Here is a 26,378-nt window from a genome sequence, read left to right on the forward strand (position 1 = left end):
CCAGTCGATCACTATGTATCCATGACTCTTAGCGAAACCTATGGCCGGCGCGATATTCTGGCGAGCGAATGCATTGATATCTGGGACAGCACCCACGGTGGGTCGATAGACGTTGATAGTCCCTGGCTCAGCAGCGATCTGCGCGTGGACTGGCGAAACGCTGCCGGTCAGATTGATCTTGAAATCAGTGATGCCTGGGGTCCGCTGAGCAGTCATAGCTTTGATGAAGAGTATTTTCGCAAGGGAGGCAGTACGGAACTGGCGATCGTTACGGATGGACAGGATTATCTTCTTCAGCTCTCTGGACCTTATTGCACGTCCCGCTAAAAACGTGAGGCCCTGGGCCCGTCCTGGCAGGTGGGGGATACGTGGCCATGGCCCATCCCCCTCCACCGATCAGCTGTTGTAGAACCACTTGAAGTAATCGCGGGGTTCACGCGGCATGAAGACATTGGCCAGCAGCCGATCTTCCAGACTCTTCTCACTTTCCTTGAATCCAAACAGGCGACGCAATTTTTTAAACAATGGAAATCCCTCCGTGATGCAACTATCGTCCCCATCTTAAAAAAACAGCGCGCGAAGCTCAACTGATAAAAAGAACCTTTGAGCGCTTGCAGGAATTGACATCAAGGCCTTAAAATTTTTCTTACATAAGGAGAATTCAATATGCGTCTTGCCTGGATGATTCCTGTCTGTCTTTGCTTACAGCTCATGTCCTGCACGAAGAAGAAGCCAGCAGAGACGGCATCCGCTCCTGCCGAAGCCTCGCCAGCCGTGGCAGTGCCGCAGGATGCGACCCATGCCAACTTTCCTTTAACCGCGCAGCCGTCGGGCGAAATCCGCAACGAATGGATTCCCTCACCGCACGAAAAAGCCCAGTTGGAAGTCCTGGCCACGGAAGCGAAGCAGTTCGCTGAATTGAAGAACAAGCCCGAGAAAGCTCTCGCGCTCTTCAAACAGCACTGCGCGACCTGCCATGGGCCTGAAGGACGAGGCAACGGCCCGGGCGGCGACAGCTTGCCCGTGATTCCGACGAATTTTCATGAATGGCCGATCAAGTATGGTCGCGCCCCGCATGAAGTGGCGCTGACGATCACCAGCGGACGCAATGAGGGGGTGATGCCACCTTTTGGTGCTGTCTTGAAGAAAGAGGAACTCTGGTCGCTCGCATGGTTGGTGAGCTCCTGGATCGAAGCCCGGCCGGATAGCAAAAAGCCTTAAGGGTCACGAGGCCAAGGTCGCGGCATGGCCTCAGTAGGCGCCGCGGCCGGTCAGCATCACCCAGATGGTAAGGAAAATGAGTTTGATGTCGAGCCACAGTGACCAATTGTAAACGTATTCCATGTCCATGCGCATCCATTCCTTGAAGGACACGTTGCTGCGCCCGCTGACCTGCCAGATGCAGGTGCAGCCCTGCTCGACGACGAGGCGGCGGCATTGCCACTTTTCCCAATGAATCACTTCGGAGGGCAAGGCTGGGCGCGGACCGACCAGGCTCATATCACCAATCAGCACGTTCCAAAGCTGTGGCAATTCATCCAGACTGGTTTTGCGCAGAAAACGGCCCACCCGGGTCACGCGCGGATCGTTGCGGATTTTAAAGACCGGACCATCGCTTTCATTCTTTTCCAGCAGAGTCTGCTTCAGAGCCTCAGCATTCGTCACCATGGTGCGGAATTTATGCAGGCGGAATAAGCGGCCGCCGCGACCGACCCGGGTCTGGGAAAAGTAAATCGGTCCTTTGCTATCGAGTTTAATGGCGAAGATCACAAAGCCCACGATAGGCGCGAGCAAAATCAGGGCGGCACCAGCCAGAAGTATATCCATGAATCGCTTTAAAAAACGCTGCACAGGACGATTCACCGCCTCGCGCGTGAGCATGCGGCTCAATTCGGGGCTGAAACGCAAGGCCGTGCGACCGAGGTCCTCGTTTTGCCAAAAGACATGAGGTGTCGGCCGCAGCGTTTCAGGCTTGGGCGCTTGAATTCGAATTCCATCCAAGGTTTTGGACTGAGGCCTTATCTTTTTAATTTCCGGCAGCTGGTTCTGATCCGTTTCCATGACAACTTCCCTCTTGGCCAGAACGCGCAACGCGTCCTGAGCCTAAAAGAGCAAGTTCGGATCCAAGCTTACTTTGCGGAAATTATTGGATTATTACCGGTTGGAAAGAGCTTAGAATCAAGACTCCTGTCAAGGTTTTTGACAGGCAAGGACGGCATCGACCCGGGCGGGATCGATGCCTTCCTTCAGGCGACAGTCACGCGGTTGCGGCCTTCGCGCTTGGACGTGTAGAGGGCCTCGTCGGCTTTTTCGACGAGGATCGTCTTATCCTTCACATCCTCGGCGAGGTAGCTGACACCAAGGGATATCGTAACTTTGAGATGCGTATCCCCATGAGGGATCGCCATGGTTTCGACCGCCTTGCGAATACGTTCCGCAACCAGCGTCGCCATGTCGGGACTGGTTTCCGGGAGGATCACGGCCATCTCTTCCCCACCATATCGCGCGACCACATCGGACTTTCTGCAGGTGTCACGAATCGCCGCCGCCACCCGCTTCAGCACAAGGTCACCGATCTGGTGGCCCCACTTGTCGTTGAAGCCTTTGAAGTGATCTATATCGATCAGGATCAGGGAAAGATTCCTGAGGTTCCGCTGCGACTGCAGCATCTCCTGTTCGAGCATGCTCTGGAAATAATCGTGGTTATAAAGCCCCGTGAGCCCATCGGTGGCCGCCTTGACGGAAAGCTCCAGGCGACCGGCAGCAGCGAGGCAGATGATTTCCAGCGTTTCAATGCGTTCGGCCGTGAAGGTGCTGTTGGCCCTGTTGTTCTCCAGGTACAAAAGCCCGACGATGTCCGATTCCGCGCCGATGCCAACGGTGATCGGAATGCAGAGGATCGACCAGACCTTGTTCTTTTGAATGTAAGGCTCGCGGTGAAGGCCCGGCAGCACATCCTGGGCGATGCTGGCGTTATCGATCACGATGCCTTTCTTCGCCCGCCGCACATAGTTGATGACCATGCGGGACAGGTTATGGCTGTGATCGACGGCCACCGACTGCAGAATCTTCGGCGCTTCCTGATCGACCGAGCTTTCCGCTTCGATGAAGAACTCGCCTTCTTTTCTAAGGAGCAAGGCGCCTTTTTGAGCGCCGGCGAATTCAATGGCACTGGAGATGATTTTTTCGAGCATCCGGCTATGGACGTTCTCTTCCGCGATGGCAAGAAGCGCCCGCTTCAGGGTGGTAATGTCGATCGTGGACGAGGACATGGTCGCCAGTGAACCGGTCAGCGCGCGTTCACCCATGTGACCGCTGAGCATCTGCGGGTATTTCTCTTCCAAAAGCCGCGCCTTGGCCATGGCGCCCCAGCGTTCATAGTTATAGCGTGCGCGTTTCATATAGGCGTAAGCCGCCGTGTGGCGACCCTGGGTCAGATGGAACTTCGCGGCCAGTTCGTTGGCCAGCGCTTCATCCTGAAGATACTGATTGGCTTTTGCCAGCGAGATGGCTTCATCGAAAGCCAGCTGCGCATCGTAGGCCTTGCCGCGCAGCGCCAGCCACTCGGCACGCAGGAGCGCATGCTTATGCTGGAAATTCATAGGCGCCATGCGGCTCCATTTTTTATAGCGGGCGAAGGTCTGCTTAATGATGGCATTGGCTTCCTTGCGTTCAGCGGCCGCGAGCATGGGCCAGCGGCGGATCAGGGCGAGGCTGTAGTAGTAGAAGAACACGGCGCCGGTCACTGTTCCCATGACGACCTTGAACAAAGGAGCAGCCTTGCGGGCCGCAGCCACGGCTTCTTCCGAGTTGTCGAACGTATAGGCGAGGACGCACTTGAGGAAGTAGGTATTGAAAAGTCCGCTGGCGTCCTGATTGTGTTCGTAGATGGGAAGCATACGCTCCTCATCGAAGGTATCGCCCTTCAGGATATGCGGCGCGGGGCTCTTCGTCTCCATCAGATTCTGCACGGCCTCGTGATACATCCGCAGCTGCTCTTCATCGGCTCTTTGACCCAGCTGCTCGGTGACCACTGCGAATTTGGTCATTTCCTCGGCCAAAGGCCTGAGTTCGCTGCCGACCAAAAAGCTGCGGAGGCAGTAGCCCGCCACGCCGTGGGCTGCGAATTCGAAGTCACCGGCGTCCAAACCCGCCTGATGCGCATGCAAAAGGGGTTTGAGCGTGGCGCGGATATGATCCTTCCAGGGCCGGATGAACATGTTGAAGCAGACGAGCGTGGCCGATTCGATATCCTTGGCATTCAGCTTTTCATAGAGCTTGATGCCGAGTTCGCCGAACTTATAGCCCGTCTTCACGTCCCCCAGCATGGCCGCCATCAGCATACCATAGGTGGTATAGGCCAGGGCGGACGTCGAGGTATTCCCATAACGCAGGGACGTTCGGATCAGGGTGCCCGAGATCAAAGGCACCTGCCGCGGGAAGAAATAGAAGATGGCCTGGGCCATGGAATAAAGAAAGTGCATCTGCGCCAGGTGAAGGGGATCCTTCATCTCCGGCAGATTCAAAAATTCATCCTGAGTCTTCTTCCGCACCAGCCAATGGGTGTAAAGGAAGGATGTCACGATCCTGAACCAGCTGGGATTCTGCGGGATATGCACGCCCAATTCCGCCAGGATTTTCTTGCCCAGCGCTATGGCTTCCTGCATATCGTTGCGTGCGACCGCAGCATGCACCTTGGTCTCATACGCGGGAATCTTTTCAATCAGCGTCCGACCCCGGGCCAGGACCACATCAATGGCGTCATGCATCGTTTCATAGGCTTTCGCCAGGAATGCCAGCTCGGCCATTTCCTTATAGAGGTCGAGCATGAGGGCATGATAGTTCGTCCAGTCATCGACCTTTTCCTGGCTGGCCGCAGCCTGCAGATATTCCAGGGCGGTCTGGTACGCGGCGGAAACCTTGGCCTTCTTCGCGGCATAAAGGTTGAGCTGGATCAATTCGATCCGCTCGGCATCGTTTTTGATCAGCTCCAAACTGCCGTTCAGATGGTTGACGATCGCGAAGACATAATCATCGCGCCGCGCGCCTTTATGAAGATCCAAAAGGCTTCGTCCCACTTTATAGCGAACGAGCTTGCGGGAACCTTCGTCGATCAGGTCATAGGCGGCCTGCTGAATGCGATCGTGCGTGAATTTATATTCGATGCGCAGATCCTGATTTTCGATCGGGATTTCCAGCTCGACAAGGCGATAGCCGTCCCCGATCGGGACGATCAGGCCCTGCGACATGGTTTCGCGCAGAAGGCTCGCGGTATTCTGCATGCTCTGGGCCGCGACCTGGGCGAGCGTGACAAGGTCAAAGGTCTGACCAATGCAGGACGCCAGCTGCACCAGCTCACGCGTGGGCTGGCTGAGCTTTTGAATGCGGGTGCTCATCAGATCCACGACGTTATCGGTCATGTTCGCTGAGCGGATCTTTTCCAGATCCCATTCCCAGGTGCCTTTTTCCGGATTGAAATAGAGCAGCTGGTCGGTATAGAGCGAACGCAGGAATTCATCGGTGAAGAAGGGATTGCCGCCGGTTTTTTCCTGGACCAGCGACGCCAGCGGCTGAACGCGTTCCACGGTGGTATAAAGAGCGTCCGCAATCAGCTGGTTGACCTCGCGGCCGGCCAGCGAATGCAGCTGAAGATGGCCGAAGGGGAAGTCATTGGCCTCCAGCTCCTGCATATACATCGCAAGGGGATGGGTGCTGCTGACTTCATTGTCGCGATAGGAGCCGACGAAGTAGAAATGCTGCAGGCGACGATCCTGCATCATCAGGTCGATGAGTTTCAAAGAGCCGCTGTCGATCCACTGAAGGTCATCCAGATGCAGGACCATAGGATGCTCGTGCTCACAGAAGACCTTGACGAAATTTTTGAAGACGAGCTTGAAGCGGTTATCGGCCTCGTTGGGACCGAGCAGCTGCACGGGCGCCTGGGGACCGATGACGAGCTCCACTTCCGGCAGCACATCAATGATGATCTGACCGTTGGGGCCCAGAGCCTTCATGATCTTCTGCCGCCATTCAATCAGACTCGATTCGGGTTCGCCCAGGAGCTGGCGCACGAGTTCGCGGAAGGCATCGACGAAGGCCGAATAGGGCGTGCTGCGGCGGAACTGATCAAACTTGCCGGAAATGAAGTGACCGTTGTGCTGCGACACGGGTTTCTGCAGCTCGCGGATCAGCGAGGATTTTCCCACACCGGAATAACCGGCCACGAAGAAGACTTCACGGCCGCCTTCGGCAACCTTCTCAAAGCCCTGGATCAGCTGCTCCAGTTCCTTCTGCCGACCATAGAGGATCTCGGGAATATGGAAGCGATCCGGCACATCCTGAAGACCGAGCGGGAATTTATCGACGGTTTTCTGTTCGCGCAGGCTTTTGAAAATCTTCTGCAGATCGACCATCACGCCCCAGGCGCTCTGATAGCGATCCTCGCAGTTTTTGCTGAGGAGCTTCAGAATCAAATCCGCCAGCACTTCAGGAATCTGATGATTGAAATGCCGTGGGGGTATCGGTCTTTTCGCTATATGGAAATGGATGAGCTGGAGTGGATCTTCCGACTCAAAGGGCAGACGATTGGTGAAGAGTTGATAAAGAGTCACGCCGAGGCTGTAGAAATCGCTGCGGTAATCTATAAAGCGATTCATCCGTCCGGTCTGCTCGGGGGACATATAGGGCAGGCTGCCTTCGGTCACGCCGCTGCTGCTCAGCTCAGCCTGCTCGCGCAGAAGCTTGGTGGAAATGCCGAAATCAATGATTTTGACGTCACCCGTTTCGCGGTTATAGAGGATATTGGTCGGGTTCAGGTCTTTATGAATAATATTCTTACTGTGAATCTCAACCAGGCACTTGGCCGCTTTCTGCGCGATATCCAAGCCTTCGAGCAGCGAGACGCCACCAGCGCGTAGCACTTCTTCGAGCGACACTCCACCTGTGTCTTCGAAGACCAGCATGGGCGCGTTCTGATGCTTTTCGTAAGCCAAGGCCACCGGGGCACAGCTCAGGCCGGATTCAGTCACGATGCGATACTGGTTTTTATAGCGGGCGATTTCGTGACGTTCCAGAAATTCTTCCTGGAGTATCTTCAAAATCACACGCTTGTGATCGGACTCCCGAACGGCTTTGAACACCGAACTGCGTGGACTTTCGAAAATTTTCACAAGATGCGTATAACCCGGAACCCGTACGAGATCCGACTCTTCCGCAATGCTCTTGGGCTTGGCAGCTATCCCCATGGGCGTTTTCCTTGCATGACCTGGTTTCTCAGGAAGAGTATCGGTGCGCCTCGGGGGAAGCTTGATGAAAGCGAACACCCGAACACAAAAAACTTGAATTTCCCGGTTTGGTCGATCCGGCAAGACCGGGACGCTTCACCAATGATCATCGCTTGCTGGCGAAGGCATGCTTTGCTAGTCTAAGCAGCGCAACGGTCGCACAAGGAGTTTGCCATGCAGGATGCGCTGGTCGAGATGAGTCGTCATTCGGTGACCCGACAATTACTCAAGCGAATCGGCATCCGTCCCCCGCTCCCCCTTCTGCGATCCTATCGGCCCTGGTCCGACGCCCTGCTCGGCGGCAAACGGATACTGGTCAATAAAGGTGGTCAATATGCAGAGCAGCTGATTCCGGGTCTGCAGGCGCAAAAGGCGAGCGTGGATCATCTCGGCAGTCTGACGGAACTCTCGGGCGAGGCGCGCGTTCCCGTCGTGGCCACGGTGTATCAGGCCACTCTTTTTGATGCGACCGATTTTCGTGAGATGTCCCGACTGCGGGATCTTTATAATTTCTTTCGTCCCGCTCTGCATCACTTCGGTTCCCATCATCGCATCGTGATTCTGCTCGCGCAGCCCGATCCTCACGGTTCCCCTGAGCATCAGGCCGTCCTGTCCGCGATCGAAGGTTTCGCCAGGAGTCTGGCCAAAGAGAGCGGGCCCCGCGGCGTGAATGTGAACTGCATTCGCGTCGAGGCCGCACCGGATACCCTGGAACGCCTCGGGCCGATGGTGCACTTCTTCCTTTCCGATTATGCCGCCTTCATCACGGGCCAGATCCTCGATTGCACGAGCCTGGCCGCGCGCCGACCGATCCCTGCGCTGGCCGGATCATTGGCCGGTAAACGCATCCTCGTCACAGGAGCCGCCCAGGGCATTGGCTACGCGATCTGTCGCCGGCTGGGGGAGGAAGGGGCGCATGTCTATTGCCTCGATCGACCCGAGAATCAAAAGTCGCTGGAGGAACTCGCGCAGCATATCGATGGTGAAATCGTTCTGATGGACCTTGGTCTGCCGGATGCCACGCAGCAGATCGCCGATCGGCTGCAGACGGCGCCGCCACTCGATGGCATCGTGCATAACGCCGGCATCACGCGGGATCGCACGCTTTTCTCCATGGGCGATAAACAATGGGACCAGGTGCTGAACATCAACCTCGAAGTGGTCGTGCAGCTCACGCAGGAACTTTTACACCGCGGACGTATCGCGGATAATGGCCGCATCATCTGCATGTCCTCCATCAGCGGAATTTCGGGAAATTTCGGTCAGACCAACTACAGCGCATCGAAAGCCGGGCTCGTGGGATTCGTACGGGCCCTATCCCGGCATCTCGCGACCCAGGGCATGACGGCAAATGCCGTGGCGCCGGGCTTCATTGAAACGTCGATGACCGCACGCGTGCCGTTCATGGTCAAGCAGTTCGCGCGCCGCATGTCGAGTCTCGGCCAGGGCGGATTGCCGGATGATGTCGCGGATCTTATCTGTTTTCTGGCGAGCCCGGCATCCCAGGGGATTACGGGAAGCGTCATACGCGTGTGCGGCGGAAATTTCCTGGGAGCTTAAACTGAGAACCGTGATCATTTCACGGCGAATATTGTGGGTGGGCATATACTTGAAATAACCGGCGTAATCGAAAACACTCAAGCTGGGTTGAATATGCCTCCGAAAGCAGGATTAGCTTTTGGAGGAACTCCCTGTGAATCGTACACTCTTACCATTGGTCACTCTTTCGGCGAGCATAGTCCTGGGCACGGCCTGTGGGACTGCGGTGGAAGAGCAGAACCTGCGCAAAGTCGCGCAAGGGGCTCTGGATGCCTTACCCGCTCAGCCGGTGGAATTCTCCTTCTCCCTGCCCTCGCGCAGCAGTCTGGGATTGGATTCAACCCTTCTGAAAGAGAAGATGACAGGTTATGCCTGGCGAATCGAAGGCCAGGGTGAACGCTGTCTGGATACCAAAGTCCATGAATCTTACGGACCTTATGAAGATGCCCGCACCTATGCGATGCAGCTGTCCGCGACCTGCAACTACCTCGTGAAAATCATGGTCGGTGAACTGGCTCCGAAACCCGCATTGAACCTGACGGCCACCATCAACTACGAAGCGCACATCAAACCCGTCATTCAAAAGGAATGCGTCAGCTGCCATCCGGATTATTCGGATTTCGCCGCGGTGCAGAAGAATGCGAGCAGCATCGTCGCGCATGTCGAGAATGAGACCATGCCCCCCAATGCCCCTTTGGATGGCGGCACCATCGCGCTGTTCCTGGCCTGGAGCGATGATGGTTTCCAGAAGGAAGATCCCAATCCTCCCGTTGTGATGCCATCGGATCAGGCTTTGAGCGCCGTTTACTATCGCAACAACAATAACGACTTCATCAAGTCCTATGAACTCATGGGGCGCACGACTTTTGAACTACTCCGCTCGCTCTGGATTCAACCGGCTGGCGAGGCCCTGGGTCTGAACAATCAGCAAATCTATACGTTCCGCGTGTCGACGCCGGCATCGAGCGGAACGGCAGGACTGAAAGATTAGAGAAAGCTTGGAATCTGCGAAGTGATATGGGCTTTCGGAAATTCCGGAAGCCTTTTCTTTTCGCATAGTTAGAGAACTTTTCCTCATTTTTTTGGGGCGTCGTCCGAAAAAACTCCATGAAGATGGGGGTACTCTGTGGCACGCGTAGGACTCAGAAAAGAACAGATGAAAAGCATCCTTCTTTGTAAGGATCGCGACTTCAAACGCAAGGCCGTGGGCCATTTGAATAACTCGGCGTTCGCGGCCGAGAAGTTCGTCGTCGAAAAGATGAGCGATGCCGTGGAAATCCTCGATCGTGACCTGGATGTCGAGAACTTCGTGATCGACGCCTCGCCCTTCAGTTCCGATGAAATCAAAGGCATGCTTGATCTTTATCAGCGCCGCTCGAAGAACCCCGAGGTGCGCTTTCTCATCTATCTGGACGAAGCCTATCAAAGCAAGGAAAAGGACGTGATTCTGCAGGTCCTGCCGAAGGCCAATGTCTTCTTTCTGCCGCCGGCTCAGAATCACTTCAATAAAGCCTTCCACGGCGGCCGGGCCATCCCGGATCCCCCTGCGCCCAGCGCCTCCGAGCAGGCCGCGAAAGAAGGCCCGGCTTTGACCCTGATCGAAACCTCTGCGCATATCAAGGAAACCGTCGAGCTTTTGAACTCGGTGTCCAAGGATCGCTCGCGCCTCGATATCCTGAAGCAGATCGGTCAGCGCTTCAATGGAATCATAGGAACCTTCTCCTTCTTCCTTGCGAAGCCTGGCTATGCGAAGGTCAAGGATCTGGCGACCATTATCGACGATATTTCCCGGACCTATGAAGATTCGGATGATCACAATGCCTTGACCGAAAAGCACTGGCAGCTTCTGATGGAAAGTGCCAAGACGCTTTACCTGATCCTGAAGGATTTGCGGGAAAACCGCCCCCTGACCCCGACCTATGTGGAAAAGGCCAATGCCTTGATTGCGCTCTATTCGAAAGATACCGATATCCGCAAACGCTCCAGCCAGACCCAGGATGAAGTCGATCGCATCGTCGATGTGGCCGCTGAGATCCTCAAGCTCACAAGCTAGTACATTTCGACGCTAATTCCCTCATCGAAAAAACCAATGCTGAAGCAAATGCCACCCTATGTTATAAGTTTAACGTGGAGAGTGGCGTTCCGAATCTGTTGTTCATGAGGGAGGAACTCTATGTACCTGGCGGAAACTGAAGGTATCTCTGTCAACGTTGAGCCGCATTTCATTGCCAAGGAAAGCAATAGCGGTGTCGACTATTTTATTTACTCGTACACGATCACGATTCGCAACAACAGCCAGTCCAGCTGTCAGCTGCTGAGCCGACATTGGGTGATCCGTGACGGTCTCGGCCGTGAAGAGCACGTGGTCGGTGAAGGCGTGGTTGGCAAACAGCCGATTATTCGGCCGGGTGAGTCCTACACCTATCGCAGCGGCTGTCCCCTGGCGACCGCCACCGGTAGCATGCGGGGAACCTATCAGATGACGGGTTCCAATCATCGACGTTTTGACATCAAAATACCCCTGTTTTTCCTCAGACCGGATTGCCCACGCTATGGCGCATCCAATATGACAATGCAACGCTGAAATAGAAAAGGCTTCCCGAAACGGAAGCCTTTTTCAAGAACGCAGGATGGTTCTGCAGTTTCAGATCGAAACGTTATAGCTCACCGAGAGTTCGCGCTCAAAGGGCTCGATCTCTGTGGGATAGTTGTAGTGCAGGAAGTTATATTCCGCCATGAAGTACATGCGGGGCGAGAAACGGATGCCCGCTCCGAAACCTGAATGCGGGTTGTACTTCGGTCCCACCGTGATACTGGTCGGTTCCCGGCCCATCTCATCTTTCTCAATGATCCGCTGCATGGCCGTTATGCCCAGCTTGAAGCGCAGAATGAAGATCGAAAAGCTGGGATCCACCAGCAGCGAGAACTTTCCGACGCGCTGGGTTTCCTTGATTTTGACCTCATTGTCCGGCTGATCGGTATCCATATTGAGGTCCTGGGCAAAGTCGATTTTGCCGTATTCGTCCTTGGCCGCGGAGACCTTGGAGGTCGTGGTCAGAACGCTCTGGCCCACGGACAGCTGGGTTTTGAAGAGTTTCCAGAAGCTCACCGAGGCCTGAATGCCGTATTCCTGGCGCTGTTTCAGGGTTTCATTCTCGGTTCCGCTGCTTTTCTTTCCGGGGGTTACACTTTTCGTTGATTTTATACTGACATAGGGCGAGATCGTCACACCGGCCCAAGCCTTTGAACTTCCTAAAATAATCATTGTAGCGAGGGCGGATTGCCAAATTATACGTTTCATCGCAGACCTCCTGGCGTTCTGACCATGCGATCGGCAAAATTTACCGTAACTTGAGCCCTTCAGGGTGATTCTCCAGGCTTGTGGCAATGGGTGGAGTTGTTTAAAACAGAGCGTCTGTGTATCCAAACGCTGAGGGAGACCATGCAAAAACAGATACTCGGGTTCTTCGCCCTTCTTTCCGCCATTACGACAAGCATCATGCTTTACAATAAAAGCCTCGACACGGGCCTGATTGCCAGTGTCGCGACTCTGATCTTCATCACCCTGCATCTGCGCTTCCAAGGCCAAAAACCCGCTGTGGTCAAGGAAGAGAAGCCAGCCATCAAATTGATCGACGAACTCAACGATCGCTTGAATGCCAGCAAACACCAGGCGCAAAGCCTTCAGGCCCGCCTGAAAGAATTGGAAGCCGACACCAAAGCCGCGGATAGCGAGGATGCAGCCGTGCTGATGTTCCTGCGCGTTCTTCAGGAAAAGAGTCGCCTGCTGGATTTCGCGCTCACCGATATCGCGCGTTTGCCCGATCCCCAGGTCGGAGCCGCCGCCCGCGTCGTGCATCAGGGCCTGCGCACGGTCCTTCAGGATTCCTTCGACATCAAACCCATCGCCGATGCCAGCGAAGGGCAGAATCTGGAGCTGCCCGATAATTTCGATAGCTCGCGTTATCGTATTCTGCAGCAGGCGGCCGGTGATCAGAAAGCGCAGGGCATCGTCCTGCACCGCGGCTGGGAAGTGAAAAAAATGAATCTGCCGCGCACGCTGCGGCGTCCCGGTGATCCTTTGCCATCGGTCCTGGCTCCGGTTGAAATTGAAGCGCGCGAGGTCCTGCAATGAGTGACACGAATAAACTCGTTCGCGGCATTGATCTGGGAACTTCGAACAGTGCGATGGCGGAAGCTGACGCAAGCGGAACTGCGCGCCGCCTCGTTCCCATGGCCCAGCTCGATGGACCGGGACGCATCGTTGAGCACGAGCTTTTGCCTTCCGTGGCTTATCTTGCCGATCATCGGGATATGAGTCCGGCCGACCTTGCGCTGCCCTGGGATGTCAGCGGACATGCGCCTTTGGTCGGACGCTGGGCACGGGATCTGGCGCTTTTAAGCCCGGAAAAAGCCATACTTTCAGCCAAGTCCTGGCTTTGCTATGGCGGTCAGAAACTTGCGCGTCTGCCGCAGGGCGCACCGGAAGAAAAATCCTGGACAGCCGTTCAGGCTTCGGCGGCTTATCTGAAGCACATGCAGGCGGCCTGGGATGTGAGGCACGATGATGTGCAGCCGGAGCTGACTGTTTTAACCGTACCAGCATCCTTTGATTTGGTCGCCCGACAGCTGACCGAAGAAGCGGCAAAGCAGGCTGGCCTTGCGTCGGTGACGCTTTTGGAAGAACCTCTGGCCGCTTTTTATGCCTGGCTCGGCGCGCATGAAAAACACTGGCAGGATGTTTTGAAACCAGGGGATCTGGTGCTCATCTGTGATATCGGCGGCGGCACCAGTGATTTCAGTTTGATCGCCGTCTCCCAGGATCAGGGGCTTTTGCGCCTCGATCGCATCGCGGTCGGTCGTCATCTGCTTTTGGGCGGGGATAACATGGACCTTGCGCTCGCGCATCATGTGCAGGCGCAGATGGGGACGACTCTCGACACCTGGCAATTCCAGGCCTTGCAGCAGCAGGTGCGGGTCGCGAAGGAATCGCTTTTGTCCTTGGACGCGCCCAGCCATTGGCCGCTCGCGATTGCGAGCCGCGGCAGCAATCTCTTCGCCCAGACGCTGCGGCATGAACTTTATCAAAATACCGTGCAGGAGCTTTTGGTGGAAGGTTTCTTCCCGCTCGTGAATGCGGACGAGGAAATCACCCGCAGCCGCAGCACGGGTCTGGCCCGCATGGGTCTGCCTTATGAAAATGATCCGGGCATCACACGGCACCTTCTGCAGTTTCTGCGTCAGGCGCAGAATACCATTCGGCAATCGCCTGAGCTTCAGGAACGTCTAGGCAGCGCCTTTCATCCCGATCGCACGATGGTGGCGCCGACGGCGATGCTGTTCAACGGCGGTGTCTTTCATAGCGTGGCTCTGCGCGAACGCGTGTTCAGCGTGGTTCAGAACTGGGCGGGACAGCCTGTGAAAGAACTGCAGAGTCCTGGATATGATCATGCCGTGGCCCTGGGCGCGGCTTATTTTGCAAGGCTTCAGGTGCAGGGCGCGGGCGTTCGTGTGCGTGCCGCTGCAGCACGGTCCTATTACATCGGACTCGAAAGCAATGAGCCTGCCGTTCCCGGGCTGATGCGGCCTTTGCGTGGCCTTTGCATCCTGCCTCAGGGCACCGAGGAAGGTTCGCATCTGGCCTTGCCCGAACAGGAATTCGGACTGTGGACGGGTGATGATATCAGCTTCCGTCTTTTCAGTTCAGCAGCCCGCAGCGGCGATCGCCTGGGCACGATCGTGCCTGATGCCGAACGCGATCTGGAAGAGGTCACGGAACTTCACTGCCAGATTCAAAGCGATGAAGAGCCTGGCCTTCTTCCCGTGCATCTGCGTGCGGACCTGACTGATGTCGGCAGTCTGCACCTTGCGATGCAGCACAGCCTTTCCGAACGTCAATGGAATCTTGAATTTCATCTCCGCGAGGAGGGAGAGCCCGGGCATGCTTGATAAGGACCAAGGCTCTTACGTGATCGGCATCGACCTTGGAACCACCAATTCATCTTTGGCCTTCGCGCGACGCGATGCCGGAGATGAGCAGCCGGTGGAGCTTTTGGATATTCCTCAATGGGACGGTGAAGGCCGTCTCTTTCGTGACGTGAAACTCCCCTCGTTCACCTGGATCCGGCCCAAGCCCTTGCAAAAAAACGGCAGCCGTCGCCTTCCCTGGCATGCGCCGGAGGCCCAGGTGAAATGGGTGGTCGGGCGGGAAGCCAAGGCCGAGGTTTTAAAGGATCAAGGTCGGGTCATTCATTCCGCCAAGTCCTGGCTGAGCGTCGGGGCCGGCAGTACCCGGCAAAGCGCTTTTTTACCCTGGGCGTCTGCGGCCGTGGGCGCGGATGAAAAAATCAGTCCCGTGGCTGTGCAGAGCGCTTATCTGGAGCATCTGAAAGAATCCTGGGATTTAGCGCAAAGCGAGCCCTTCATCGAACAGAAGATCGTGATCACGGTTCCGGCTTCCTTTGATGAGCTGGCGCAGAGGCTCACGCTGGAAGCTGCGCGTCAGGCTGGTTTTCCGGAAGGCGTGCAGCTTTTGGAAGAACCTCTGGCGGCGTTCTATGATTACTGGCAAAAGGCTGCGCAGAAGACCCGGACGGGCGTGATCCTGATCTGCGATGTCGGCGGCGGCACCAGTGATTTTTCACTGCTGCGTGTGGAAAGTTCAAGCACCGAACCGCGCATGGAGCGGATCAAGGTCAGCGAGCATATTCTTTTGGGCGGCGATAACATCGACCTGCACCTTGCGCATCTTCTGGCGCAGAAAATGGGGCCGGATGAATTGCCGCGCAGCAGCTGGGCGCTTCTTCTGTCCCAGGTGCGTAAACTGAAAGAGGATGTGCTGAGCGTCACCGGTCCGGCTGATGAAGAATTTTTCGTGAGCGTACCTTTGAAGCCGCAGCTTCTTTTAGGCGGCTATGCCTCGACTTCGATCACGCGCCAGGAACTCTTGAACAGTATTATGGAAGGTTTCTTTCCGCCCGTTCCGCGTGAAGCCAGACCGGAGAAGACCGCGGCCACAGGTCTGCGCAGCTGGGGTCTCCCCTTTGCGGAAGACACGGCGATTACCCGGCATCTGGCGGCGTTTTTGGGTGAGCAGGCGATTGATGCCGTGCTCTTTGCAGGAGGAACCCTTCTGCCCCTTCCGCTGCAAAAACATATCCTGATGGTTCTGCAGAGCTGGCAGCCGCATCATCCGATCGAACATCTGCAGCAGAGCGATCCGGATCTGGCGATTGCCCGCGGCGCGGCGCGTTATGCCGGTCTCAAAGCCCGTGCGGCTGCGGTTGTTCATAGTCCCTATCCGCAGTCGCTTTATGTCGCTCTGCAAAACAAGGAAGGCCTGGAGCAGCTGATCTGTTTGATTCCGCGCGGCTGGCCTCGGGAAACTCCCGCGGTCCTGCAGATGCCCGGCTTGAAACTGCGCCTCGGTTCGGAAGTGGCCTTTCGCCTTTATGCAACAGCGGATGGCATCGGTGACACCATAGGCGGCGATGCGCCCTTGGATGCGCGACTTCGGGCCCTGCCTCTGGTTTCCACGCTCTTGGATAAGGGCGCTGCGGAAATACCCATCAGCCTTCAGGCCATCGTCCGGGAAACCGGCCTCCTTCAGCTGCATTGTCGGGCTGAGGATGGCAGTGATCGCACCTGGCTGCTGGATTTTGCAGTCGAAGGCCATGGTGAGGGCACGGGGGATTCCACGCCTGCCCAGGATGTCAAACTACCACCGCGTTTTGCAGAGGCGGAAAAGGTTCTCAAGGCTCACTTTTCCAAGCAGGGCGTCCCGGCCGGGATTTCCTCCCTTCCGAAGCTCCTGGAGGAAATTTTGGGGCCCAGAAGCGAATGGAATATGCCGACCCTCAGAGCCATCTGGCCTTACCTGGCTGACGCCATGTTCCGGCGGCAGAAGGATACGGATGGCGAGGCTGTATGGCTTTACCTCGCGGGTTTCTGTCTCCGTCCCGGCTTCGGTGCCAGCCGCGACAGCGAACGCATGCAAAGCCTGTGGCGCATCTTTGATCAAGGTTACAGCAAAGGCGCAGCCGAGAAAAAATTGGAGGAGCAATGGTACCTCCTGTGGCGCCGGGTAGCCGGCGGTTTGAATCGCACGCAACAGAATCGCATCATGGATCGCATCCTCCCTTCGATTCGTAAAATCGGTGAGGCCGGTCCCGAAATGATTCGTCTGGCCGCGAGTCTGGAACGTGCTGATGCATCACGCCGTATTCAATTGGGTCGGACTCTTTTGCAGCAAATCGCCTCGGGTAATAAGGACCAGCTCGATGCCCGGATCTGGGCCTTGGCTCGCGTCAGCAGTCGCTATCCGCTTTATGCGGGCCCTGAAGCTGTCCTGCCGATCGCCTTGATCGAGGAATGGGCCGAGCAGCTCAGGCCGCTTTCCCTTCGCAGTCGTGCCTGGCAAAAGCTCAGTCTGTTCTATAGCTGGGCTGGCCGTCGCCGTGGGGATGTCCTCATGGATTTGGATGAACACTGGCGGGCGCATTTCATCGAGCGTCTTCAGGAAGCCGGGGCTGATCCCGCGGAGATGGAAGCGGTGGCGTCGCCCCAGGGTCGCGATCAGGGTTTTCTGCAGGAGATGTTTGGCGAAAGCCTGCCGCTCGGCCTTGTCATTCGCTGAATTCCGCTCAAAAAAAAGAACCAGAAGCTCGGAGAGCCCTGGTTCGAAACACACTAAGGGACGGAAACATTCTCGCCCAAAATCAGATCTGCTTGAACAGCCGCAAAGCCTGAAAACACAGCCTCTCCAGACAACTCAAACCGGAAACAAATTATTTCCAGCCTGCCGGTCCATTGAGGACTTGTTGGTTTTCATTTTGCTGACCTTGGAATATAAATAGACGGTTTTCCGAATCAGATAAAGGATTTTCTTTATGCGCTGTGTAAAGCACATGTCGGTGCTGTTTTTGCTCGTTTTTGCCAGCCCTGGATTCGCCAAAGAAGTGAGTCTGATGAGCGGATTTTATCGAGGACAGGATGGTGATGGTCAGCCCACGAAACGTGAAATTTCCATCGGCAGCCGCTTCGGATTCGACATCGTCGAACGCAGCATGTGGTATGTGCAGGCGCGTATTACATCGACATCATACAGCGGCGACAACGCCCCCGATGGCTCGACCGGCCTGCTTCTGGGCGGCGGGCAGTACTACTTTCTGAAGTCCTTCGATAAGGGCATTCATAGCTACCTCGCCTGGCTCGGCTATTTTTCGAACGAGAAGGATTCACCCAATGTTGGTACGGAGATCGAAACCAACGGACTTTTTTATGCGGGCTCTGCGGGTTTCCGCTTTGACTTCACGAAATCCATCATCATGGATGTCGAGGTGCAGTTCTTCAACAGCGGACTCACATCGAAAACCACAACGACCACAACAGCCGGAGGCGTGAGCACGGAAACGTCCACGAAAAAAACCGAGCTCTATGCCCAGTCCTTCGCCGGCGGCACGAACTCCCTGCTCTTCAATCTTGGTTATCAGTTCTAAGGGTCGGATGGGATGGCCCTTAGCGAATGCTGCGGGCTTCCTGAAGGGCCGCGTCGCGACCGGCGTCATCGCCGTGCAAGGCGCGAGCCCTGGCAATGAATTCCCAGGTCTGGCGGCGGTGTTCTTTATATTTCATGGGCAATGAACCCAAGGCCCTTTGCGCCCACTGCTCCGCATCTTCCGTGTTGCCGCTGGCGAGGCTCACGCGGGCCCGCATGAAGAGCACGCGATAGTCGCGACCTTCCATGCGATAGGCGCGCTCGGCATGGGCTTCCGCGTCCTCAAGATTCTTCTGCTCCAGGGCCGCCTGGCTTTTGCGCAAAAGCGAGTGCACAGCCGGAGCCAAAGGCTCCTTGATCAGCTCCACGTTGGGCGCTGTCACGGTTTCTTCAGGTACTTCTTCAGTCGGCACGGGAATGGGCTCGGGAGCATGTACACAGGTGTTTGCGAGTCCGGCTAGAATCAGCAGAAGCGCAGCGCCCAGGGCGGAGTTTAAAAATTTAGCAGTCATGACGTCTGGTTTTTCTATTGCATGAGTTTAAAGAGCCAGTCCAGCATTGCCGGCTCCTGAGTTGTTGTCGCCGGGGGTTGATCCGGGCTGACAGGCTCAGGCAGAACAGGACAAGGGACAGATTGTTTGGGAGCGGAATCACCGACGAAGGGCAGATAACGAACGCCCTGGCAGTCGGAGGAACTCAGAAGGCCCGTGGCGTTATCCACCCATTGATACGAAATGCCGGGAGGGGCATTCAGCGCCAATGATTTGTGGCTGACCTTGGCCATGATCTGGGCCCACACATGCAAACCACCGCTGCTGCCTGTGAGTTTGGTCGGGTCGTTGGCATCGTTGCCGACCCAGGAAACCACCAGCTTGTCGCCGGTGAATCCAGCGAACCAACTGTCGCGCTGATCGTTCGAAGTGCCGGTTTTGCCAGCGGCTGTTAAATCACCGGGCATGAAGCTGAATGCGGAGCGACCCGTGCCTTCGAAAATCACCGCCCGCATCGCATACTGCATCAGGTGGATCACCGAAGGTTCGTAGATTTTGATCGACTTGCTGGGATAGGCCTTGATGCGTTTTCCATCATGATCCTGAACGCCGCGCACGGCTTTCAGATCCGTGCGATAGCCACCCGAGAAGAAGGGATAATACATGCCGGCGACTTCATAGGGACTCATGCTCAAAGCCCCGAGCATGATCGAAGGATTATCCGGGATCTCACTGGAGCCGGTCAGTTTCCGGAACGTATCCTTAACTCTCTTCATGCCCAGTTCCTTGCCCAGACGAACCGTAGCGCGGTTATAGGACTGCGTGAGCATGGTAAGGAGGCTGACGTAGCCGTGATCACCGTAGTCGATGTTTTGCGGTTCCCACACCTGACCGGAGCTTAAGGGAATGCTGACCGGACCATCGGAAATGTGAGTCGCCAGCGTGTATTTGTTCGGATCGCTGAGGCCAGCGAGCAGAACCACGGGCTTCGCCAGGGAACCGATGGAACGCTTGGCATCCAGGGCGCGATTGAAACCCTGGAAACCGGCGACCTTGTCACCGACCACGGCCTGCACCTCCCCGCTATCGGAAACCACCACCGAGGCGACCTGCAGTTTGCCTGCGGATTTTCCCTGACGGCGCATGAAATCGGAAATCGCTTTTTCGGTTTGAACCTGGGCGATCGGATCGAGCGTCGAGAAGATGCGCAGGCCCTCTTCCGCCAAATCCTTGTTCTGATAATCGCGATCCAGGTGGCGCCGCACGAGGTCCAGGAACGACGGGAAACGATTCGGCGTCCAGCGGAGCGAGGGGCGCACTTTGATAGGCTGCTTGCGCGCCTGCTCATAGTCGGCCTTGGTGATTTTCTTATCTTCGAGCAGAAGCGCGAGCACTTTATTCCGGCGCTTTTTCACGCGATCGGGATAGCGTGCGGGATTATAAAACGAGGGACCATTGGCGATCGCCGCCAGCACCGCGGCCTGATCGAGGCTCAGGGCTTCCAAAGGGCGGCCGAAGTAGAATTCACTGGCCAGGCCGAAGCCGTGCACCGCGTTGTCGCCGCTATGGCCCAGATAGATTTCGTTGATATAGGTTTCGAGGATTTCCTCTTTGCTGTAATGCAGCTCAAGGAGGACCGAGTAGACCATCTCCGTGAATTTTCTTTTGATGGAACGCTCGGGCGTCAAATAGAAGTTCTTCACGAGCTGCTGGGTCAAGGTACTGCCGCCCTGCACCCAACGCTTGGCTTTCAGGTTGGTCCACATCGCCCGGCTTATGCCTTTGACCGACACCCCGAAGTGATCGTAGAAATCCCGATCCTCGATCGCGATCAAGGCGTCGATCACATACTTCGGCACCTGCTTCAGCTGAACGAGTTTTCGATCCTCCTTCTGCGTCGCGTAGATGCCGCCGATCTTCATCGGATCGAGGCGACTGAGTTCGCTCGCTTCACCGTTCTGCATAAGGTCAGCGACGCGGGATTTTACGATGCGGAATTGAATGCGGGTCGTGCCTTCGGCTCCTTCCCAAAAAGGAAAGCCACGGCGCTGAATATCGAACTTGTCACCGTTTCGCCCGTACTCGCCGGGCTGCAGAGGATCCTTGACTTTGAAATAGCCAAGCTCCTGAAGCTCCATCTCAAGATCTTCATCGCGCAGCGGCGCGCCGTTGAAGAGTTCGAGCGGACGTGCGTAAACCACCGAGGGCAAACGCCAGCGCTTGCCTTCGAATTTTTCCCGGACGATACCATCCATCTGGTAAAGCATGATCGCACAGAATGCAGAAAGAACGACCACAGGCACGGGCCATAAGCGGAGCAGGAAACGTAGTTTGTCGCGTGAAACCGACAGTCGCATAGCTTGTAAAATCCGAGTGATCAAGGGAGCTTGGCGGTCTTTCTCCCGGTTGAGATCCGCAATTTAGTCTTTCAGATTTGAATCCGCCACAAGAAAAGGGGTAGGAAGGACAGGGGTTTCACGAAGGCCCGAATTCATACATAAATTCGGGCACTTGAAGGTCACGTCACAGGTTGACAATACTGCACTGCGCTTTACTGACATCACAGTTCGGCGCACGCCCCTGAGCTTCTCCGCACTTCTGGGATAGCTTGGACTTCGCCTTCGCCAGCGCCTGGTCAGGCTTTTTGGCCGGATGCTTGCTGATCAGCTGGAACGGTCCGTCCTTCCCTGGCACTGTGAGGCGACAGATTGCGAAGGCTTTTTTCGGGCCGTTTTTACATTCGCGCCAGATCACTTCGTACTCCTGGCGAACTTCGCCATCAACGGTATCGACAGTGAAAAGGCCTTGAGTGTTCGTGTCCGGCGCTTGCAGCGTCAGCGCCGCGTCTATAGTGAAATCTTTTTGCTTGTTGCCGTTATTGCAGCCGCTCCACTTCAAGGTGCTGATGGGCACTTCCTGGGAGTTGATGTAGTTGTCGTCATAGGGACCAACAAGATTCATGGTGGTGCGCGATTTCTTGCCGATCGTTCCGAAGCTCAGATCCTGAGCCCCGCGAACGCCTGCATCCAAAGCGGCGAAACCGCGATAGGTCACAGCAAAGATCGTGTATTCCCAACCCGGTTCCTGCTCGGTGTCGAAGACCACACGGCAGTCTTTGCGTTGGGTCTGGACGCCGAGGACAGGACTCACTTCGGCGAAGAATTCGCTGAAGGTCAGAGTAAAGGCCTGCTGATCAGGCGAGATATTCACAGCCACAGTTCCGAGCGGACAGCCTGTGCCATTGCTACGGATATTATTGATGCGAAAGGTGCTGGGCGCGTCGTCCTGGGCGAAAGCCGGCGTCATCATTCCGGCCAGGATAAGCCCAAGTCCAAAAGTCTTCAGTTTGTGTTGCATGGGAGCCCTCACGTGAAATTTCTGTTCTGGTCAGGGCTCATTGCACGGATCCTGCCAGAATCCAGGATTTCTCATGTCCCTGAAATTGCTTGACCCCCGCGTTCTGCGAAAGCCTTGAGGGTACTAAGATTTGCCAAGATGGGGTGCGAGCAGCAAAGTTCTGACGAGACTGGTCAGCCAATTCGATAAGGAGCCTGGATTCAACCAGCCTTGCGCAGCGGAAGGGTTTCCGCGTCCGATCGGTAGATTCGGTAACCGAGCGTTTTACCATCGAGGTCCGATCCGAGGATCGCGGAGGCCAACGGCAACTCCAGGATGGCAAAGCCTTTGCGCATGGAGCGTGACAAAGATTCAAAGACCGCATCATGCAGGATCACGATGTTATCCGGCTCGGTGCCGAGCTGTTGGAAAAGCTGCCGGCTCGCGGCGCCATAGGCCGACGCCTGGACGATGGCGCGCCCCCACAGATCATCGCGGATGCGGCCGGAGCGGGAAAAGAAGGACTTCACCGTTCCCCGGACGATGCCGATCGAGCAGTGGATTTTCTGCGGCGCATCGAGCGCCTCCCGCATCGCTTCGAATTCCCGAATCAGTTTTTCCGCGAGTTCCACCGCCGCATCGGACTTCAAGGGCCCGATTTGCCGGAAGGGATAGCCCACCGAGCAAAGGAAGGTATCGCCCATTTCCCGGATGATATAGGCATCCGAGCAAAACGCGACGGGATCATAGCGCTCCATCATCAGCTGGCGGCAGCGATCCATGAAATTTTCAACGCAGGCTTCATAGTTTTCGCTCATGAGCGACGAGCCGCCGACAATCTGGAAGTAAAGGATGCAGGCGTTCTTTTCACCGACCGGCATGGTTTCCTCGACGGTTTTGCCCGTGCGCATCTGCAGGATCTGATGCGGATAGAAAACCTTCGAGAGCTGTTCGAAGCTGTGGACCAGAAGATTATCGTTGTGTTTGCGGGTCGCTTCGGTGACCAGTATCCTATGGCCGATGGCGAGCACCATCAGGATGTTTTCCGCGGCCACCCCATAAAACATGATCAGGTTTTCCGCCGAGTCGATGATCCCCATCCAGATCAGGAGTTGAATGAATCCAGAGAAGAAGAACGAACCAAAAGCGGTGTTGAAGATCAAGACATGCGGATGCCGGTAGCGAATGAACAAAAGCGTCCCGAAGCAGACTGTGCTGGCCTGGATGATGATCGAGAGCACAGACCCGGTAAAGGCACGCGCAATCGGATTGATGGGTTCGAGGGCCATGGCCGCAAACGAGAGCCCGGCATAGATCAGGAAAAGTCTATGCATGAGTCGCGAGTGCTTTTTGATCTCAAGGAACTCATTCACAAAGAGCGCAGTGAAGGCCACGCAGAAGAGCGAGACCACGCCCCCATAGCGCGAGTATACGGGCATGGCATAGACCGACCAGACCCAGGTCGCGAACATCACAAAGGACAAAAGGTAACCCAAATAAAAAACATACATTTTTTTGCGGTAGGCGAAGAGCAAGGCCAGAGTCAGGAATACCGACATCATGAGGCTCGTCACCACGGTCTGAAAGCGCAGCTCGCTCGTATGGATGGAGCGCCTGAGAGCCTCGTAGTCCCGCCAGAAGGTGAAGGTGGTCTGCTGAACAACGGCATTGGTCTTTTTACGAATGTAGATCGTGCTCGTGGCCTCGGGCGGAAGGTCGATCGACACGATTCTGCGGTGCAGGGGATCGCGATTATGGAGGCTTCCGATCAACTGAGAGCCCTGGTAAACCTCGAATTCATCATAGACGTTGTGGGGGTCATGAAGATGAATTCGTTCAGGCCCCGGATTGGGATTATGGATCTGAAGGCGATACCAGAAATTATCCGAAGTATAGCCATTGTTGATGACGTCGCTCGTGCCGCGGATGAAACGCTCTTGAAAGTCGGCGGCGGACACCCGGTCAATGGATTCCTCGCCTCGATACCAGAACATGATGCGTCCCAGGTATTGCCCGTCGATGGCATCGTGCGTGAGTTCGAGAAAAGGCGCAGCGTCCCCCTGATCCCCGGCTTTTCCCGGCGACGGCCAGGTGAGGATGACGAGCATAAGGTGAAAAGCAATGCCCCAAAGGCTCCGCATGTTTCGATCTCCTGGCCCCTGCTATCGGCAGGACCATGGGTTTCGTTGAGCATTCAGACCCCTAAATTCCCAAGGGAAACAGCCGATGAGCCATTGGGACTTTATGCGGCTTTAAACCCCTGGCGGGCTTATGGTGTCACAACTCATCACGATGTTCGCGCTCCTCTTCGCTTTTTACGGAAACGCCAAGGCGATTGAAAGCGTCGTCATCCCGGATGATTTTGAAGAGGCTGCGCTGGCACCGTTCGCAGTCCTCGCCGATCCCCAGGGTCAGATTAATTTTGAAACGCTTCCCCGCGAGGACAAGGCCTGGCAGATCGCACCTGCTCCGTCGATGAACCTTGGCTATACCGCGACATCGTATTGGCTGAGATTCCGCATGGAACGGCAAAACACCGAGCTGGAACGCATATTCCTGGAAATTTCCTACCCGCTCCATGACCGGCTTGAGATCCATATTCCAGATAGGGAAGGACATTACACAACATCTTTGGTCGGTGACAATTTTCCTTTTTCGCACCGCCCCATCAGGGTCACGCGCTTCGTTTTCGAACTCAATCTGGACGACATACGGGATCAGGACATCTACGTTAATATTCGCAGCAGCAGTTCCATGCGGATTGGTATGCGGCTTTATACGACGGCCCGGCTTTTGGAAAAGAATCAGTTTGAAACGGGCGCCTTCTTTCTTTTCTACGGGACCATGGCCGCCATGATCCTTTATAATATCCTTCTCTACGCGTCCATTCGCGAGCAGACCTACATCTACTACGTCTTCTATATCCTGAGCCATACCCTCTTTCAAATGAGCCTGAACGGGCATCTTCTGCAGTTCATCTTTCCGAGCTGGCCCGGGCTGGCGTCAAACATGATTCCGACGCTGGTGGGGACGACGACGATCGGCGTCAGTCTTTTCACGCAATCCTTCCTGGAGAGCCGAACGCACATACGGATCTGCCACAGAGCCCTTGATCTTGCGCTGGCTGGCGGTTGCCTACTGATCCTCTTGAATTTCATACTTCCCTACTCCAAAACCATAGCGTTGGCCAATATACTTCCCATGTATTTCTCGGTCGTCTGCTTTGCGAGCGGCATCATTCGCTGGCGGCAGGGCTATAAACCAGCCAGTATTTATGTGCTGGCCTTCGCCGCTTTCTTCCTCGGCGTCCTCATGGGCTCTTCGCTCACTCTGGGGCTCCTGCCGAGCAATATGCTGACAGAATACGGCGCTCAAATCGGCTCCATGATCGAAGTCATCATGCTTTCCATCGCCTTGGCCAGCAAGATCAACGGCGAACGCAAGACCCGTTATGAAGCGCAGAAAAAAGCCCTGGAACTCGCTTTGGAAAAGCAGCATTCCTATCAGCAGATGGAAAAGCTGCTTTATCCCCATCAGCTGATCATGGTGCAAAAGGGGCAATCCATCGAGACGACGATGCCGACCGGAACGGATATCGCCTGCGTCCTCTCCTTTGATGTGATCAATAGCTCCAAGGTGAAGAGCGAGGGTTTCAATGAGCTCATGGAGGAATTCCTGTCCGACTGCCGCGACCTCATGATGCGCGGTTATGATGGACAGTCTTTGACCAGTGCAGGCTATATGATCAAAGAGATGGGGGACGGTTTTCTGTGCTCGGTCGGCTTTCCATTGAAGCAGCTGGGACAATCGAAAGCGGAATGCGCCGTGGACCTTGCGCGGCAGATCATATCACGCTTTGTCCAGGTCAATGAGCAGCTCGACGCCCCCACCCCGCTCCACTGCTGCATTGGTGTGGCCATGGGCCAGGTCCGATCCTATTTCTCCCAGTCCGGTTCGGTGAAGTACGATATGTGGGGACGCGGCATCATCCTTGCCACGCGCTATGAGTCCTTACGCAAGGAAATCATGCTCAAGTTGGAGCTTGAATCGGCAAACATGCTGATCCTGCAGGAGGACGTTTATTACTCCCTGCCCTCGGACCTGCGCAAGGAGTTTCAGGTTCATACGCTGGCCGATCTGGGTCTTCAGGTGCGGGATCATCCAGAAGCCAGGACCCTTGTTTTCATGCAGATTCCTGCGTCTTTGCAGACCAATTCAAAAGCGAGTTAAAGG

The 26,378-nt window shown here is 55.8% G+C and carries 19 protein-coding genes; 11 read left to right on the forward strand and 8 right to left on the reverse strand.

What is annotated here, in order from left to right:
* The coding region (locus VFO10_RS26020) for a hypothetical protein (RefSeq protein ID WP_325144932.1) at positions 1-327 on the forward strand (327 nt) is incomplete at its 5' end.
* 69 nt (positions 328-396) lie between these two features.
* Here the strand turns inward: VFO10_RS26020 and VFO10_RS26025 are convergent.
* Positions 397-525, reverse strand: a complete 129-nt coding sequence (locus tag VFO10_RS26025) for a hypothetical protein (RefSeq protein ID WP_325144933.1) — start codon at positions 523-525, stop codon at positions 397-399.
* A gap of 141 nt (positions 526-666) precedes the next feature.
* On the opposite strand from VFO10_RS26025, the gene VFO10_RS26030 reads away from it, so the two are divergent.
* Complete coding sequence (locus VFO10_RS26030) at positions 667-1,221, forward strand: cytochrome c (RefSeq protein WP_325144934.1); 555 nt, start codon at positions 667-669, stop codon at positions 1,219-1,221.
* Positions 1,222-1,251: 30 nt separating this feature from the next.
* On the opposite strand, the gene VFO10_RS26035 is transcribed toward VFO10_RS26030, so the two are convergent.
* A complete protein-coding gene (locus tag VFO10_RS26035; protein WP_325144935.1) occupies positions 1,252-2,061 on the reverse strand; it encodes a sugar transferase in 810 nt (269 codons plus the stop codon).
* 185 nt (positions 2,062-2,246) lie between these two features.
* A complete protein-coding gene (locus VFO10_RS26040; protein WP_325144936.1) occupies positions 2,247-7,244 on the reverse strand; it encodes a diguanylate cyclase in 4,998 nt (1,665 codons plus the stop codon).
* Positions 7,245-7,457: 213 nt separating this feature from the next.
* Here VFO10_RS26040 and VFO10_RS26045 point away from each other — a divergent pair, with 213 nt between their 5' ends.
* From VFO10_RS26045 to apaG, 4 genes are all read left to right on the forward strand, one after another.
* Complete coding sequence (locus tag VFO10_RS26045) at positions 7,458-8,843, forward strand: 3-oxoacyl-ACP reductase (RefSeq protein ID WP_325144937.1); 1,386 nt, start codon at positions 7,458-7,460, stop codon at positions 8,841-8,843.
* A gap of 133 nt (positions 8,844-8,976) precedes the next feature.
* Positions 8,977-9,813, forward strand: a complete 837-nt coding sequence (locus VFO10_RS26050) for a hypothetical protein (protein WP_325144938.1) — start codon at positions 8,977-8,979, stop codon at positions 9,811-9,813.
* A gap of 165 nt (positions 9,814-9,978) precedes the next feature.
* The gene (locus VFO10_RS26055) at positions 9,979-10,875 is read left to right on the forward strand and encodes a hypothetical protein (protein ID WP_325144939.1); all 897 of its coding nucleotides are present in this window, start codon (positions 9,979-9,981) and stop codon (positions 10,873-10,875) included.
* Positions 10,876-10,995: 120 nt separating this feature from the next.
* A complete protein-coding gene (gene apaG / locus VFO10_RS26060; RefSeq protein ID WP_325144940.1) occupies positions 10,996-11,406 on the forward strand; it encodes a Co2+/Mg2+ efflux protein ApaG in 411 nt (136 codons plus the stop codon).
* A 60-nt stretch (positions 11,407-11,466) separates the two neighbouring features.
* On the opposite strand, the gene VFO10_RS26065 is transcribed toward apaG, so the two are convergent.
* Positions 11,467-12,123: a hypothetical protein gene (locus tag VFO10_RS26065; RefSeq protein ID WP_325144941.1), complete on the reverse strand. Its 657-nt coding sequence runs from the start codon at positions 12,121-12,123 to the stop codon at positions 11,467-11,469.
* A gap of 141 nt (positions 12,124-12,264) precedes the next feature.
* Between VFO10_RS26065 and VFO10_RS26070 the strand changes: the two genes are divergently transcribed.
* From VFO10_RS26070 to VFO10_RS26085, 4 genes are all read left to right on the forward strand, one after another.
* Positions 12,265-12,957 (forward strand): DUF2760 domain-containing protein, encoded by a 693-nt coding sequence (locus VFO10_RS26070; protein ID WP_325144942.1) that lies wholly within the window; start codon positions 12,265-12,267, stop codon positions 12,955-12,957.
* The gene (locus VFO10_RS26075; protein WP_325144943.1) at positions 12,954-14,771 is read left to right on the forward strand and encodes an Hsp70 family protein; all 1,818 of its coding nucleotides are present in this window, start codon (positions 12,954-12,956) and stop codon (positions 14,769-14,771) included. Before VFO10_RS26070 ends, VFO10_RS26075 begins: the two co-directional genes overlap by 4 nt.
* Positions 14,764-17,457 carry a hsp70 family protein gene (locus tag VFO10_RS26080; RefSeq protein ID WP_325144944.1) on the forward strand — a complete coding sequence of 898 codons (2,694 nt, stop codon included), beginning with the start codon at positions 14,764-14,766 and terminating at the stop codon, positions 17,455-17,457. Before VFO10_RS26075 ends, VFO10_RS26080 begins: the two co-directional genes overlap by 8 nt.
* Before the next feature lie 253 nt (positions 17,458-17,710).
* Positions 17,711-18,319, forward strand: coding sequence for a hypothetical protein (locus VFO10_RS26085; protein WP_325144945.1), 609 nt, complete (start codon positions 17,711-17,713; stop codon positions 18,317-18,319).
* A gap of 19 nt (positions 18,320-18,338) precedes the next feature.
* On the opposite strand, the gene VFO10_RS26090 is transcribed toward VFO10_RS26085, so the two are convergent.
* The 4 genes from VFO10_RS26090 to VFO10_RS26105 all read right to left on the reverse strand — a co-directional run bounded on the left by VFO10_RS26090 (position 18,339) and on the right by VFO10_RS26105 (position 24,286).
* Entirely contained in the window at positions 18,339-18,830 is a 492-nt protein-coding gene (locus VFO10_RS26090; RefSeq protein ID WP_325144946.1) for a tetratricopeptide repeat protein, read from the reverse strand.
* A 14-nt stretch (positions 18,831-18,844) separates the two neighbouring features.
* The gene (mrcB, locus tag VFO10_RS26095; RefSeq protein ID WP_325144947.1) at positions 18,845-21,166 is read right to left on the reverse strand and encodes a penicillin-binding protein 1B; all 2,322 of its coding nucleotides are present in this window, start codon (positions 21,164-21,166) and stop codon (positions 18,845-18,847) included.
* Positions 21,167-21,332: 166 nt separating this feature from the next.
* Positions 21,333-22,166: a DUF4360 domain-containing protein gene (locus VFO10_RS26100; protein ID WP_325144948.1), complete on the reverse strand. Its 834-nt coding sequence runs from the start codon at positions 22,164-22,166 to the stop codon at positions 21,333-21,335.
* A 200-nt stretch (positions 22,167-22,366) separates the two neighbouring features.
* Positions 22,367-24,286 carry a 7TM-DISM domain-containing protein gene (locus VFO10_RS26105; RefSeq protein WP_325144949.1) on the reverse strand — a complete coding sequence of 640 codons (1,920 nt, stop codon included), beginning with the start codon at positions 24,284-24,286 and terminating at the stop codon, positions 22,367-22,369.
* A 130-nt stretch (positions 24,287-24,416) separates the two neighbouring features.
* On the opposite strand from VFO10_RS26105, the gene VFO10_RS26110 reads away from it, so the two are divergent.
* Positions 24,417-26,375 (forward strand): 7TM diverse intracellular signaling domain-containing protein, encoded by a 1,959-nt coding sequence (locus VFO10_RS26110; RefSeq protein ID WP_325144950.1) that lies wholly within the window; start codon positions 24,417-24,419, stop codon positions 26,373-26,375.
* Positions 26,376-26,378 lie beyond the last annotated feature (3 nt).

The sequence above is a fragment of the Oligoflexus sp. genome (genome assembly GCF_035712445.1).
Classification (GTDB): domain Bacteria; phylum Bdellovibrionota_B; class Oligoflexia; order Oligoflexales; family Oligoflexaceae; genus Oligoflexus.